Raw genomic sequence first — 12998 nt, 5'->3', positions numbered from 1 at the left:
TGTAACCGAATCCTCACCCATTGAACAGCTGGTGTAATCAGTTCAACGGATACTGCGCACAGGGGTGAGGCGAGCATACCCTCGATTGTCCACACGACCCTTCATATCAATCCCGTTCCGGGTATCGCTCCGCACCCTGGATAAAACCCAGTTGATCCCCTCAATCACCCTGTCTGGTTCATCCTTGTGGACGTAATGCCCGCCACGCCTGGCTACCAGGTGTATACTGCGACGGCTCAATTCGGCCAGATCGACCTGCATCTCCGACCACAGCGTATCCCAGCCAGCCGAATTCATTCCATGCCCCGGCGCTCTGCTGATTACAGCCAGTGGTTTGTCACCCATGGTGACAGGCAATCTCGATGTTTGTGCGGCTTTGTATTCATCCACGGCATGCCCGGGAAGCAGGGATTGCATCAGACTTGGCAGGGAACAACCGTTGAGCGCCCGCTTTAGACAGGCCTGGGTCATCATCGGGTGACGACCATCCACCAATACCACACCGGCCACTTCACCCGGATAACGCTCGACGAAATTAAGCACATAGAGTCCTCCCAGGGAGTGCCCGACCAATAGATAGGGAGGTGAATGCCCCGTCCGTTTCAGCAACAGGCGCAGTTCATCCACGATCTGTTCAGGATTGCGCGATCTGTTCGATGCACTGCTGGGAAAATAACCTGGCCGGCTGTAGGCAAAAACCCGTGAGATTTGCGTAAGCTCATCCATGATCCCGTCCCAACTTGTCATACCGTCACCCAATCCCGATTCCAGCACGATGGTCACATCGCCTTCACCAACGGAGGCATAGCCGACAGAACCCCCCTCCATTTCAATACGCTCGCTGTGGCGCAGTGTTGTACAAGCCGTCAACAGGCAGCCACCGATCACCACGACTGCCAGGCCTTTCAAGAATCGTATTTTCATCTCATCACCTTATGCTGAAGTCCTGCCGTTGATCCCGCCCGTTACACTAAACCGTATCTCGCTCTCCAATGGCTTGCAGCTGCTGCGCCTTGCTGTCAAATGCCGAGACAGCAGGGTGTTCGGACAATTTCGATAAAGTCACATCCAAAACATCCACCACAGGTTAAAGTACTTTTTTATGATCTTTTTGGTTAGCCAGGAGATACCTTTCACTGCCTGCTCCGTACCTGAATTGGCCATGATGACAAATGCCATATTCGAATCGGGAAAAATCATGCTGGCGCAGTAAAATGTACCCGCACTGCCATCAAACATTGAATAGCGCTCGCCCCACGATGATCCGCTCGCCACACCCAGAGAAAATCCCTGTTGACGGTAATGAATGGTCTGATAAGTCGCGGCGGCGAGATAGTTGTCCACACCCTTTAGCCCTTGCAGGTGAAGCTGAACATATTTCGCATAATCCAGAGGCTTTAAACTCAGGTCACCGGCAGGCGCTATGATTCTGTGAAGCCGATACTCATGGCCAGGTGAAAAGGCTTGCAGACTGCCGTTGAGTTCCGCATGTCCCCATGGCTGGTTATAGTTGAGACCGTTTGGCCAACCAAATACAACCGGGAGCCCTAACTCATCAGAAAGGGTCCGCTGAATTAAATCCTCCCAGGAAACACCGGCAACCCTTTCCAACATCACGGCGGCCATGGTGTAACTCGCATTCGAGTAGAGGTGTTTAAAGCGTCCCTTTGCCCTCTTTTTCGCAGCAGGTTTCTGCTGTAAAAGATAAGCTATAAATGTCTCCCTTGATTGAGATACGGAGGCATCCAGACTGGCGAATTCGTCTCCCTTGGTATAGGGCAATATGCCGGCCTGGCATAACAGCAAATCCTCTAGTGTGATATCACGATACTCGTTTCTTGCCACCCTTTTCAGCTCCGGGAATATTGCAAAGAACTTCGTACCCCAATTGAGTTTGCCTTGCTCAATCAGCCTTCCCGCCATCACCGCCAAAATCGATTTAGAGCAAGAACCGATATGAAAAAAATCATTCAGTGAAGCGTCCGCATTTGAACCGACGACCCTTTTACCTTGGATATCCGATGCGATGATACGCACAGCGTCCATCACGACCACCGCAAAGGCAGGAATATTGTGATCGTGCCTTGCTTGCTCGATAAGGTCGGTAATGTCCGCTTTTGTCAGATTCTTGGCCCGCCCACCCCCAACGCGTTTACCCTCTGCCATGTCATGTCGATTCAGCATGATGCTTACTCTCTCCTGAGTGCCTCAACCGGCAAAAAGCCTGCAGCCCGCCGCGCCGGATAGTAACCGGACGCCAAACCCACCAGGACCGACACCATAAAGCCGATCAGGATGCCGCCGGTTGTCGGTATCAGCGGAAATCCGGTGACGAGATCGAGCAGGCCACCCAGGATCAAACCCACCCCCAGGCCGGTAAAACCGCCGATGACGCTGATCAGGACTGCCTCCGCCAGGAACTGGAAAAGGATTTGTCTGCGTGTCGCGCCGATCGCCATCCTCACGCCGATCTCGCGGATTCGCTCCACCACCGCGGTGCTCATAATTCCCGCCACGCCGATACCGCCCACCAACAGGGCGGTGGAAGCCGCCACCACGCCCATGGCGGTTATCCCTCCAAGGATCCGCTCCACGGTCTTCAGATAGGAGGCGAGTGTCACCTGGTTATACCGATAGGTGTCGCGATGACGACGCTGCAATACCTGCTTGATTTGAGCCGCCGCCCTCTCTGCCTGGGCCAGCGAGACCGCCTCCGCCTGCAGGTAACTGATCTCCCGCTTGCCGTTGATCTGCTGTACCACGGTATAGGGCAACAGAATCCGGTTATTCGCATCCTCGCCGCCCTCCGAACCGATACTTGCCAGCAGATCGCGGCTTTTGTATTGCAGGACGCCGATCACCCGGAACTTTCTTCCGCCGATACGCAGATACCGGCCGACGGGATTTTCCACTTGTGGAAACAGGTCCTTCACCACGGTCTCTCCGATCAACACCACGGGACGTCGGGCCTTAACCTCCTGTCCCCTGAAACCGCGTCCCTGTTTCAGGCGATCGTTATTGATCGTCAGAAATTCAGCATTCACCCCTTTGATCGAGGCATTGCTGTAGCGATTGCCCCATTGGATGATCGATTGTTTCTCCACCAGCAACACCGGACTGATCGTGCGTACCGCCGGACAGCAATCACCATGCAACACAGCCAGGTCCTTTTCCAGCAAACCCGATCCCGTGCGTATCCGCCGGTTGGGGTCCTTGTCGTTATAGTCGCGAAAGACCCAGACGGAGCGCAGTCCGAAGGTCTCCAGCTCCTTCATGACGAAGGCCTTGCCGCCACTACTCACTGCACTGACAGTCATCACGGCTGCGATGCCGATAGCGATACCCACCACGCTCAACAAGGATCGCAGGCGATTCTCCCGCAGTGCCCGCAAGGCCTCTTTGATCAGTTCGATGGAGACGCGCAACCCCTTCATGATGCGATCGCTCCATCGCGCAGCCTGACGATCCGGTCGGCGCACTCGCCAACGGCGGAATCGTGGGTCACCATCAGCAGGGTATGCCCTTCGGCATGCAGGGTCTTGAAGAGGGACAGCACCTGCCCGCTGTTACGACTGTCCAGGGCGCCGGTGGGCTCGTCCGCTATCAACAGCGAAGGCCGATTGACCAGAGCGCGGGCGATCGCAACCCGTTGCTGCTGACCACCGGAGAGTTCACTCGGCAGGTGGGAGGCACGATCCGCCATACCCACGTGGTCCAAGACAGACATTGCCCGCTCATGACGATCGGAACCGGATACCCCCTGATAGAGGAGCGGCAGGGCCACATTCTCCAGGGCGTTACGGGTGGCGATCAGGTTGAAAGACTGAAAGATGAAGCCGATATAACACGCCCTCAAGCGTGCAAGCCTGTACGGTATGGCATGATCCACCGTCTCACCGCTCAAACGGTACAGACCACGGTCCGCCGCGTCGAGGCAACCGATGATATTGAGCAGGGTGCTCTTGCCGGACCCCGACGGCCCCATGATGGCAACGAACTCACCCCGGGCAACATGGAGATCCACATCCCGAATCACCACCAGCTCCACCCCGCCCCGCCAATAGGATTTTCTCAAGCCCTGGATCTCGATCATGGCTCAACTCCTGTACTCACCCGAAGTCCCTGATCGAAACCCGCTCCATCCAGACGCACGATCCGCATGCCCTCTTCGAGACCCTCGGTCACCTCCACATGGGCGTCACCCTCGAGTCCGGTCACAATACTTCGATAGTGCAGCCGACCCGCTTCGATCAGCGCCACTTCGATTCGGTCATCCCGCTCCTGCAGGGCCGCAAAAGGCACCCGCAACACCCCATGGCGTCGCTCCACGGCTATCTCAAGATCCACCTGCTGTCCCAGCAGGAGGGGGGGTGGATCCTCTCCCAGACCGAGCCGCACGCGAAAGGTATTGAGACGCTTGTCCTTCTCCCGCTCCACACTGGGGCCGATCCAGCTGATTGTGGAGCGCCATGCCGATCCGGGGAAGGCGTCACAGCGCACCAGCACCGACTGCCCCGTTTTCACGCGTCCGCTATCCACCGCATCCACATGGGCCTCGATCTCCCAACGCGCCTGGGCCACCAGGGTGAAAAGCTGGGTACCCGCCTCAACCCACTGGCCCACCTCCGTCGATTTGCCGATGACCACCGCGTCGAACGGGGCACGTACCTGCTGCCACTCCTGTGCCACATCGGCCAGTTTCAGATCGGCCCTGGCCACCTCCCAGGCTGCGCTTGCCGCTTCCCAATGGAGTTTCGCCTGCTCCAGTTTCTCGCTGGAGACAGCCCCCTTGGCGGCAAGTTTCTCGAAGCGCTGGTATCGCATCCGCTCTTCCCGGCGGCGCACATCCTGCTGCTGCAGAAAGGCCGTAGCCCGTTGCCGGCTGGCCGCAGCCGCCCGATTATCCATGGAGGCAAGCACTTGTCCCGCCCTGACCTTGGCGCCCAGGGCCGTGTCGATGCGGTTCACCTGGCCATCAACCAGGGCGGTCAATGCAACCTGACGATCGTTGATCACCTCTCCCGTCACCCTGATGACCAGTTCCAGATCACCTCTTTCCACGGGGATGGTCTCAACCGTCTGTGGCCGCTCAATCAATCCCAGGTAGAGCACGGACAGAAGTGTCGCCCCGACAAGAAAGGTAACCAGGCCGCGTACAGGTTTCATTCCCGCTCACCTTAGAATTTGTAGCTCAATCCAAGGTAACCGCCGGCCAGATTGCGTTCATCCACAATCGGACTGTCGCTGATTTCATCCGCGAGCCGGCCTACACCGACACCGCCGATCAGATCGATCTTTTGATCAAACGCATATTCAAACTCGACCCCGGCAAAGGGCGTCACTGCCGATCCCGCCTCATACACGGCACGGCGGGCAGTGGCCTCGTCTCTGTCGACCCCAAAGTAGTAGTCGGCCATATCGCCGCTCTGCCAACTGATCCCCAGCTCCGGCCGCAGGCTCCATTGACCATATTTCAGGGGATAGGCGTAACTGAGGATCACCTCCTGCCCTTTGGAGGTGTTACTGACATCGGCCAGCAACTGGGCATTCAACTCGCCGACCCCGGTCTGCCATCGGGCTGTGACACCCACATCGAAGCCGGGATCCCGATCGTCAATACCCTCCAGATCATCATTATCTTCCGGGTAGAGGCCCATGGCGCGGATTCTTCCCACCAGGTCGATGTTGTAGTTATCTTCTTTAACTACGCGGTATCCCAGACCTCCGAAGTTCGAGCTGCCGTTGAAAAAGGAGAGACCGGGATTACCGAGATTCGCATAGAATCGTTCGCCTTTATAGGCAACCATGGGAATCAGTGCGGCAAGATTGTCCTCACCCAGGAACGGGGTCCGCCCACCTGCCACGTTTGCACCGACCCGCCACTCGCCCGCAGCGATCTGATGCGAGGTGAGTGACATGAGCGTTGCGACTGCCAACAGGGGCAGGGAACGTGCGATCTGTCGTGGTTTGAATCCTGAAGTCATCTTTTCATCTCCCAAGTTTGTTCAACTGATGACTTCAGCTTATGGGTTGGCGATGCAGCCGTCTGTTGTGGGCTTGTAGGGATTTGTATCAGGCTGTAACAGAGGATTGAGTTATGTAACAGGCCAGGCGATGACGAAGCGTGCACCCCCCATGGATGAGGCCTCGATCCACACTCGGCCATCGTGCCAACGGGCGATCTGATTGACAATGGCAAGCCCCAGGCCGACACCGCCCGATTCCCGGTCGCGGGCCGCGTCCAGACGCGCAAAGGGTTCGAAGATCCGTTCCCGCTCCTGCTCGGGTACGCCGGAACCGTCATCCTCGACCATGATACGGGCTTCCCCATCCCGGCGGTCACCGCTCAATACGACACGTGAAGCCGCATGCCGACGGCCGTTCCTCAGCAGATTCTTGACCGCCCGTCCCATCAGTCGGCTGTCCAGTTCCACCGTCGCATCGATGCTGCCAGGCACGAGTTCACAGCGGATCTCCTGGGTTGGCTGCAGCTCTTCCAGATCGATCAGCAGGGCCTGTAACCACTCGTTGAGTTCGACCGGCTCCAGCACCAGATCGGGTCGTTCCCGATCCAGCCTGGAGTAGCTGAGGGATTCGCTGACCAGCTCTTCCAACTCCTGGATATCCCTGCGCATCGCACCGATATGGCGTTCCCTGTCGCCTTCATGCAAGGGCTCCTCCAACATATCCAACCGAAAGCGCAGGCGCGCGATGGGGGTCCGCAGTTCGTGGGAGACGGCGCCGGTCAACTCCCGATGGGAGTGGACCAGGCGCTGCATACGATCTGCCATGGCGTTGAAAGTATCCGCCAACGTTTTCAACGCCGAGCGTCGCCTCACCAGCAGGCGGGCATCCATATCCCCGCTACCGAAATTGCGCACTCCGCGATCGATACGCGTGAGATCGCGCCACACCGGACGCACCCAGACATAGACCGCCAATGCGACCAGCAATGCCAGGGTAAAGAACAGGATAGGATTGAAGTAACGTATCAGGGTCGGCACCGGAAACGGACCCGCTCGAAACACCTGATCCGAATCCCCCAGGCGTTTGTAATAGGTTTCATTCATCTCCTCCAGACCCAGGATCACGATCTTACCCGCTTCAATATCATTCAACCGTTCCTGCGGAAGCGCGGGATCGCCGATAGTGAACAACGCCAAGGGCATATCGAAGACACGATCCAATTCTGCCAGTACCGATGACCAATCCGAGGGTTTTCTGGCCAGAAACTTTGACTCGATCAGGTAGACGATACCCTCCACCTGATCACGCTCTTCCTGCTCGGGATTGGCCCCCAGCACCATCATCAGGTAGCGATCGGAATCGAATACTCGTCTATAGAAACGGGTCTGCTCTCCCACTTCGAGGAAAATCAGTTCACCGGCCTGCACCCTGCTCTTTTGTTTCCCGGAAGCATCGATCTGCTCAAGGTTATAGAGACCGAGTCCATAGCGAAAATGGGGCTCCAGTTCGCTGATCACCTGTTCCCAGCCGGACTCGGGCTTACCTGTAAATCGCGCCTCGACCAGATCATATGCACCGAGCATGGCGCGTTCATAATAGCGCTGGATGGTGCCGTGCAGAACCAGCTCCGGCAGCCAGTTCAGACTGGCGAAAAAGAAACCGATGGTGATGAAGAGCACGCCATAGAGAGTGAGGTAGAGCCGCGCCATGTAATCAGTCCCAGGCATCCGGCACGAACAGATAGCCTCTTCCCCGCACGGTCTTGATGCGATAGGGATGATTGGCATCGTCACCGAGTTTACGCCGCAACCTTGAGATGCCGATATCCACTGACCGGTCGAGGCCGTCATAGCCGAATCCGCGCAGGGTTTTCAGTGCGCTGTCCCGGTCGACCACCTTGCCGGCCTTGCCGGCCAACAGCCATAAAAGATCGAACTCGCCTGTGGAGAGTTCCACACCCTTATCGTCGATCGTCACCGCCCGCGCACTGGCGTCGATACAGAGCCCTCCGAATTGCAACCCTTCATCTCCATCCTGCCGATTGTTCCCGGTCTGGCGATAGCGCCGCAACAGGGTGCGAAGCCTGGCCAGCAGGACCCGCGGTTCCACCGGCTTGGTGAGATAATCATCGGCGCCCAATTCAAGCCCGACGATTTCGTCTACATCCTCGTCCCGGGCCGTGAACATCACGATCGGACCCGGAAACTCCATGCGCAGCTCACGGCAGATATCCAAACCGTCCCGACCCGGCAGATTCAGATCAAGCACCAGGATGTCTGGTTTCTGCTCCCTCACCCGCACAGGAGCTGTATCACCACGGTGCTCCAGACTCACCTTGAACTCATAGCGCTGGAGATACTCCTGCACCAGCTCCGCGAGCTGTACATCATCCTCCACCAGCAGAACCTTTGTGATTTCGAGTTCAGTATTGACCTGCATCGATCGACACTCTCCTGAAACATCTTTCAACAATGAGGTACGCACCATCACTGACTGTTGCATATGATTGGACAGACTATTGCGCTGACACCACGCTGCCAACACTACATTAGCACGATCGGCGAAACCTCCCTGTTACCGATGGTATTGCTCTGTAACAGTTTGTAGCCAGCCATATCGAAGGTGAAACGCCTGATCACATTCCCAGAAATTCAGGCTTATGGAAAGCACCCCTTTAACATCAATTGGTCTTTCCAGTCTGGGATGAATATACACACCCCGACCTGGTATTTCTGTGTTTACCTCTGCCACCAAGTCGTTTACATGCTATATACATGTAAAACTATGCTTACCTGCCAACCGCCGAGAGAGTGTTATGGATCTGACCACCCAATATCTGGGCATGCAGCTTAAAAATCCGCTGGTGCCCTCCGCATCCCCCCTCTCCCGCAGCATCGACGACGCCCGCCGTCTGGAAGACGCCGGTGCTGCCGCGATCATCATGTATTCCCTGTTCGAGGAGGCCGTCACCGCTGAGGAGGAGACCATGGTGCGCTTCCTCCACCACCAGGAGACCGGCTTTGCCGAGGCGGACAGCTTCCTGCCCCACCACTATGACTTCTCCAACGGCCAGGAGCGCTATCTGGAGAATCTGCGGGCTTTGAAGGAGGCCCTGGAAATTCCCGTCATCGCCAGCCTCAATGGCACCACGCCGGGCGGCTGGATCACCCATGCCGAGGAGATGGAACAGGCAGGCGCCGATGCCCTGGAATTGAATGTCTACCATGTCGCCGCCGATGTCGATGTCAGCGGCAGCGAAGTCGAACAGCGCTATGTGGAACTGCTCAGCCAACTGAAACAGCAGATATCAATTCCTATCAACATGAAACTATCTCCGGCCTTCAGTTCGCTGGCGAACGTGGTGAAACAACTTGAGATGGCGGGCGCCGGCGGCGTGTCGCTGTTCAACCGTTTCTACCAGCCCGACATCAATATCGATAATCTGCGCCTCAGCGCCAGTTTGCAGACCTCGACCTCCGCCGAATCCCTGCTGGCAATGCGCTGGATCGCTATTCTGCATGGCCGCACCCAGCTCTCTCTCGGCGCCACAGGCGGTGTACACACTTCGGAGGATGCCATCAAGCTGCTGCTGGCGGGCGCCGATGTGGTCCACCTCTGCAGCCTGCTGCTGGAACAGGGCCCCGGGGCAATTCAGCCCATCATTTCGGGTATTGAAGCCTGGATGGAAGAGCAGGGATTTGAATCGATTGGCGAGTTTCGCGGCAGGGTCAGTCAGATCAGCGTTGCCGATCCGAGTGCCTTTGAACGGATCAACTATGTCAACATCATCGACAGCTTCAGGGTCAGTCCGGGTGTGCGCGGATAGATATCAAGAGTTGCAAACCCGATAGCAAAAGCGTCAATAACTCCGATCCGGGTTAGCAGTAATCAACAAGCCCTGACATAATAACGGCTGTCCAAGACCGCAACATTGTGACCGGCTCACAGCCGGATTGTTATTGCGACTACCAGGGCCGGTTCGAAATGCGTTAACAGGCCCATGTAATCACAGACCCAGACAATAACTAATGGAAGACTGATCTCTCGTGTCCGATTTGATTCACTTTGAGCATCCGTTGAACGAAAGGATTCGTACCTTTCTCCGGCTCGAGCATCTGTTTCTTCACGTGGATCATTTCCGCCCGCTGGCGGACAGCTGGAGTAACCGGGCCGCGATAGACGGCCTGCTCAGTATTATCACGGTCTTCGGCCGCTCGGACCTCAAGACGGAGATTCTCAAAGAGTTGGAACGCCATACCACAAGCCTGGAACGGGTACGGCAGCAGCCCGGTGTAGACATGCAGGCACTGGGACAGGTACTGGATGATCTCGAACAGGCGATTCATCAAGTCTATCGCATGGATGGGCAGATCGCCCGCAAACTGCGCAATAATGAGTTTCTCACCACCATTCTGCAGCGCAGCAGCATCCCGGGAGGCGGCTGCAATTTCGATCTGCCCCAATACCACCACTGGTTGAATCAACCCCATGAGGTCCGTCAAAATCAAATGAGCGAGTGGATGCAGGAGCTGCATCCGGTGCGTGAAGCAGTGGTTTTGTTACTGAACCTGGTTCGCGGCAGTAACCTGCCAACCCGGGAGCGGGCCCTTCAGGGCTTCTTCCAGAAAACCCTCGACAGCTCATCCCCTGCCCAGTTGATCCGTGTCGGTCTCCCCAGAAACAGTGCCATCTTCACCGAGATCAGCGGCAACAAGCATCGTTTCAGTATCCGCTTTATGGAGGTGTTGGATACCGGTAAGCCAGTGCAGACCACGCACGATATCGATTTCCAACTCACCGCCTGTATCTTTTAAGGCCTGTTAACACCAATCCCATGGGTAAAGAAGATCAGAGAACCGTACCATGCCCCACATGCGGTAAAGCCGTCGCCTGGTCATCGGACTCCGCCTGGCGACCTTTCTGCAGTGAACGCTGTCGACTCATCGACCTGGGAGACTGGCTGGATGAGAATCACCGTATTTCGGAACCCCTGGGTGACCACCCTGAGGGCGAGAACGGCAATTAACCACAGCATCCCACCTGATAATCGAACAGCCGGCCAGGTTCACGAAAGGCGTCGGACAACCTGCTGGTGCAGCTGATCGGCCTCCTGATACCAGTCCTCGATCTGATCATTCTCCAAGCCATGGCTCGACAGCATCGATTTCACCTGCTCACAGTGCCACTGGGCCTGATGGAGCTGGTTGCCCTTTAGCTTGCGGCTGGCTTCACGCATATGGTAGCCATAAAGGGTTTCCATCCGTCGGGTGTCGATCATCTCCAGCAGTCGCTCCCGCTCCTGATCGTTTATCCCCACCAGTAACCTGTCCTCCTTCAGCAGCCACTCGATTTCACCTGTCAGCCGTGAAAAACGCTTTACTTGCTGTTCGCTCAAATCGCCTGTTGCAGCGCTCACCGCGGCCTGTTCAACGGCCTGATGAGCCTGGGCTATCATTCCGTTGATACCCTTAAATCCGGCATGGATCCCTTTCACTGCCTGCAAACGCGCAACTATGTCCCGTCGTAAAAGCCGTTCCAGTTCAACCGGTATGGGCAGGCCAACCATACGTTGAATAATCCCATCGATCTCTTCCACACGTTTCAGGATGCGTTGCACATGCTGCCGCCGTTCCTCCACGAAAGCATGATACCGGTGGGCAATACTTGCCAGTATCAGGGTGAGGATCAATAATCCTCCGACGGCGAAAATAATTGTCATCTGATCCATCCGCAGACCCATACTTTAAAGGATATAAGTCATGCTGCCAGAAATAGGAATCTGACAAGCTTTGACTCGTTATTGCACTGAAAGTAGGCTGTCATTGTATCCGGCCGGCCCAGGATCTGTTAATAGATCCTGAAAAACCATCTGTGAATCGGTATTTGCAGAGACGAGGTAAACACTCACTATGTCCTGGATAATGATCGTGTTACTGTTGGTTGCAAGTTTTCTCATACTTGTGCCGATGTTCAGCTATCTATCGGCAAAACGCCTGGTCGGCAGAAAGATCGATAGTAATCTGAACGGCAACCGAATGCTCTATTTCTACAGCCAACGCTGCTCGCCCTGTCGTGCCATGACACCGATCATCGATCGTTTGGCGAGGCAATACGAGGGTATCGTAAAAGTTGATGTCCGTGAGGATCCCGAGACAAGCAGGATCTTCAATATCAGGGCCACACCCACACTGGTAATGATGAAAGACAATGTGGTCACGCAGGTCGCTCTGGGAGCGAAAACGGAATCACAATTGGAGACCATGCTGAAGAAGCTCGCCTGATGCACTATAAAATCATTCCCGTCACCCCCTTCCAACAGAACTGCACCCTGTTCTGGTGTGATAAGACCCGCAATGCAGCCATCATCGATCCGGGTGGCGATACCCGGCTGATCGTGGATCAGCTCAACGCACTTGAACTCGTGCCTGAGCGCATTCTGCTCACCCATGGTCATCTCGACCATGCCGGCGGCGCCGGCGAACTGGCCCGGATGCTGAATCTGCCGATAATCGGGCCGCATCGTGAAGATGCCTTCCTGCTGGATAATATGCAGCAACAAGCCGCCATGTTCGGATTTGGCGGCAGTACCGCCTGTCAACCCGACCAATGGCTGGACCAGGGAGATGAAATCACCGTTGGGGATGAGCATCTGGAGGTCCATCACTGCCCTGGCCACACACCCGGACATGTGGTTTTCTTTCATCGCGCCTCGCAAATAGCCCAGGTCGGGGACGTGCTTTTCAATGGTTCCATCGGTCGTACCGATTTTCCCCGTGGGGACTACGCCACCCTCATCCACTCGATCCGTAATCGCCTTTGGCCGCTGGGTGACGGCGTGAGATTCATCCCCGGGCACGGTCCGGAATCCACTTTCGGCGAAGAGCGACGCAGCAATCCCTTTGTCTGCGACGGTTGCTAAGGACTGGCAACGCTAATCCAATCGGCCCAGCTGATTGGATGGCTGCCGGGTCATGTCACCTCCTGCAGGGTTCCCCTATTTTGAACAGAACTTAGGGTGATTTATCAACACC

Annotated in this window: 14 protein-coding genes; 5 read left to right on the top strand and 9 right to left on the bottom strand. The window is 56.2% G+C overall.

Annotated features, from left to right (window positions below; genetic code table 11):
• Positions 1 to 42: 42 nt before the first annotated feature.
• From AB8516_RS17125 to AB8516_RS17090, 8 genes are all read right to left on the bottom strand, one after another.
• Entirely contained in the window at positions 43 to 924 is an 882-nt protein-coding gene (locus AB8516_RS17125) for an alpha/beta fold hydrolase (RefSeq protein ID WP_369162443.1), read from the bottom strand.
• 138 nt (positions 925 to 1062) lie between these two features.
• On the bottom strand, positions 1063 to 2184 hold the full coding sequence (locus tag AB8516_RS17120) for a serine hydrolase domain-containing protein (protein ID WP_369162442.1): 1122 nt from the start codon (positions 2182 to 2184) through the stop codon (positions 1063 to 1065).
• A gap of 5 nt (positions 2185 to 2189) precedes the next feature.
• Positions 2190 to 3434 (bottom strand): ABC transporter permease, encoded by a 1245-nt coding sequence (locus AB8516_RS17115; protein ID WP_369162441.1) that lies wholly within the window; start codon positions 3432 to 3434, stop codon positions 2190 to 2192.
• Positions 3431 to 4093 carry an ABC transporter ATP-binding protein gene (locus AB8516_RS17110; RefSeq protein WP_369162440.1) on the bottom strand — a complete coding sequence of 221 codons (663 nt, stop codon included), beginning with the start codon at positions 4091 to 4093 and terminating at the stop codon, positions 3431 to 3433. Before AB8516_RS17110 ends, AB8516_RS17115 begins: the two co-directional genes overlap by 4 nt.
• Positions 4090 to 5166, bottom strand: coding sequence for an efflux RND transporter periplasmic adaptor subunit (locus AB8516_RS17105; RefSeq protein ID WP_369162439.1), 1077 nt, complete (start codon positions 5164 to 5166; stop codon positions 4090 to 4092). The genes AB8516_RS17110 and AB8516_RS17105 overlap by 4 nt, the downstream gene beginning before the upstream one ends.
• An 11-nt stretch (positions 5167 to 5177) precedes the next feature.
• On the bottom strand, positions 5178 to 5984 hold the full coding sequence (locus AB8516_RS17100) for a MipA/OmpV family protein (RefSeq protein ID WP_369162438.1): 807 nt from the start codon (positions 5982 to 5984) through the stop codon (positions 5178 to 5180).
• A 111-nt stretch (positions 5985 to 6095) separates the two neighbouring features.
• A complete protein-coding gene (locus AB8516_RS17095; protein ID WP_369162437.1) occupies positions 6096 to 7676 on the bottom strand; it encodes an ATP-binding protein in 1581 nt (526 codons plus the stop codon).
• A 4-nt stretch (positions 7677 to 7680) separates the two neighbouring features.
• A complete protein-coding gene (locus AB8516_RS17090; RefSeq protein WP_108340859.1) occupies positions 7681 to 8406 on the bottom strand; it encodes a response regulator in 726 nt (241 codons plus the stop codon).
• A 376-nt stretch (positions 8407 to 8782) separates the two neighbouring features.
• Here AB8516_RS17090 and AB8516_RS17085 point away from each other — a divergent pair, with 376 nt between their 5' ends.
• The 3 genes from AB8516_RS17085 (at position 8783) to AB8516_RS17075 (ending at position 10993) form a co-directional block, all read left to right on the top strand.
• On the top strand, positions 8783 to 9793 hold the full coding sequence (locus tag AB8516_RS17085) for a dihydroorotate dehydrogenase-like protein (protein ID WP_369162436.1): 1011 nt from the start codon (positions 8783 to 8785) through the stop codon (positions 9791 to 9793).
• Positions 9794 to 10013: 220 nt separating this feature from the next.
• Positions 10014 to 10781 (top strand): cell division protein ZapD, encoded by a 768-nt coding sequence (zapD, locus tag AB8516_RS17080; RefSeq protein ID WP_108294266.1) that lies wholly within the window; start codon positions 10014 to 10016, stop codon positions 10779 to 10781.
• Between the two features lie 20 nt (positions 10782 to 10801).
• Positions 10802 to 10993 carry a DNA gyrase inhibitor YacG gene (locus tag AB8516_RS17075; RefSeq protein WP_069126730.1) on the top strand — a complete coding sequence of 64 codons (192 nt, stop codon included), beginning with the start codon at positions 10802 to 10804 and terminating at the stop codon, positions 10991 to 10993.
• Positions 10994 to 11032: 39 nt separating this feature from the next.
• On the opposite strand, the gene AB8516_RS17070 is transcribed toward AB8516_RS17075, so the two are convergent.
• Entirely contained in the window at positions 11033 to 11686 is a 654-nt protein-coding gene (locus AB8516_RS17070) for a hypothetical protein (RefSeq protein WP_369162435.1), read from the bottom strand.
• Between the two features lie 190 nt (positions 11687 to 11876).
• Between AB8516_RS17070 and AB8516_RS17065 the strand changes: the two genes are divergently transcribed.
• Complete coding sequence (locus AB8516_RS17065; RefSeq protein ID WP_108340856.1) at positions 11877 to 12248, top strand: co-chaperone YbbN; 372 nt, start codon at positions 11877 to 11879, stop codon at positions 12246 to 12248.
• Positions 12248 to 12886 (top strand): MBL fold metallo-hydrolase, encoded by a 639-nt coding sequence (locus AB8516_RS17060; protein WP_108340855.1) that lies wholly within the window; start codon positions 12248 to 12250, stop codon positions 12884 to 12886. Before AB8516_RS17065 ends, AB8516_RS17060 begins: the two co-directional genes overlap by 1 nt.
• Positions 12887 to 12998: the final 112 nt, after the last annotated feature.

Origin of the sequence: Candidatus Thiodiazotropha sp. LNASS1, assembly GCF_964212655.1 — a bacterium.
Lineage (GTDB): Bacteria > Pseudomonadota > Gammaproteobacteria > Chromatiales > Chromatiaceae > Thiodiazotropha.
The sequence above is the reverse complement of the archived record's forward strand: the minus strand, read 5'-3'. Positions and strand labels throughout refer to the sequence as shown.

What these genes read in the sequence shown, in the direction of transcription:
- AB8516_RS17125 (WP_369162443.1), bottom strand. Translation starts at nt 924, where the DNA reads ATGAAAATACGATTCTTGAAAGGCCTGGCAGTCGTGGTGATCGGTGGC.
- AB8516_RS17120 (WP_369162442.1), bottom strand. Translation starts at nt 2,184, where the DNA reads ATGCTGAATCGACATGACATGGCAGAGGGTAAACGCGTTGGGGGTGGG.
- AB8516_RS17115 (WP_369162441.1), bottom strand. Translation starts at nt 3,434, where the DNA reads ATGAAGGGGTTGCGCGTCTCCATCGAACTGATCAAAGAGGCCTTGCGG.
- AB8516_RS17110 (WP_369162440.1), bottom strand. Translation starts at nt 4,093, where the DNA reads ATGATCGAGATCCAGGGCTTGAGAAAATCCTATTGGCGGGGCGGGGTG.
- AB8516_RS17105 (WP_369162439.1), bottom strand. Translation starts at nt 5,166, where the DNA reads ATGAAACCTGTACGCGGCCTGGTTACCTTTCTTGTCGGGGCGACACTT.
- AB8516_RS17100 (WP_369162438.1), bottom strand. Translation starts at nt 5,984, where the DNA reads ATGACTTCAGGATTCAAACCACGACAGATCGCACGTTCCCTGCCCCTG.
- AB8516_RS17095 (WP_369162437.1), bottom strand. Translation starts at nt 7,676, where the DNA reads ATGGCGCGGCTCTACCTCACTCTCTATGGCGTGCTCTTCATCACCATC.
- AB8516_RS17090 (WP_108340859.1), bottom strand. Translation starts at nt 8,406, where the DNA reads ATGCAGGTCAATACTGAACTCGAAATCACAAAGGTTCTGCTGGTGGAG.
- AB8516_RS17085 (WP_369162436.1), top strand. Translation starts at nt 8,783, where the DNA reads ATGGATCTGACCACCCAATATCTGGGCATGCAGCTTAAAAATCCGCTG.
- AB8516_RS17075 (WP_069126730.1), top strand. Translation starts at nt 10,802, where the DNA reads ATGGGTAAAGAAGATCAGAGAACCGTACCATGCCCCACATGCGGTAAA.
- AB8516_RS17070 (WP_369162435.1), bottom strand. Translation starts at nt 11,686, where the DNA reads ATGACAATTATTTTCGCCGTCGGAGGATTATTGATCCTCACCCTGATA.
- AB8516_RS17065 (WP_108340856.1), top strand. Translation starts at nt 11,877, where the DNA reads ATGTCCTGGATAATGATCGTGTTACTGTTGGTTGCAAGTTTTCTCATA.
- AB8516_RS17060 (WP_108340855.1), top strand. Translation starts at nt 12,248, where the DNA reads ATGCACTATAAAATCATTCCCGTCACCCCCTTCCAACAGAACTGCACC.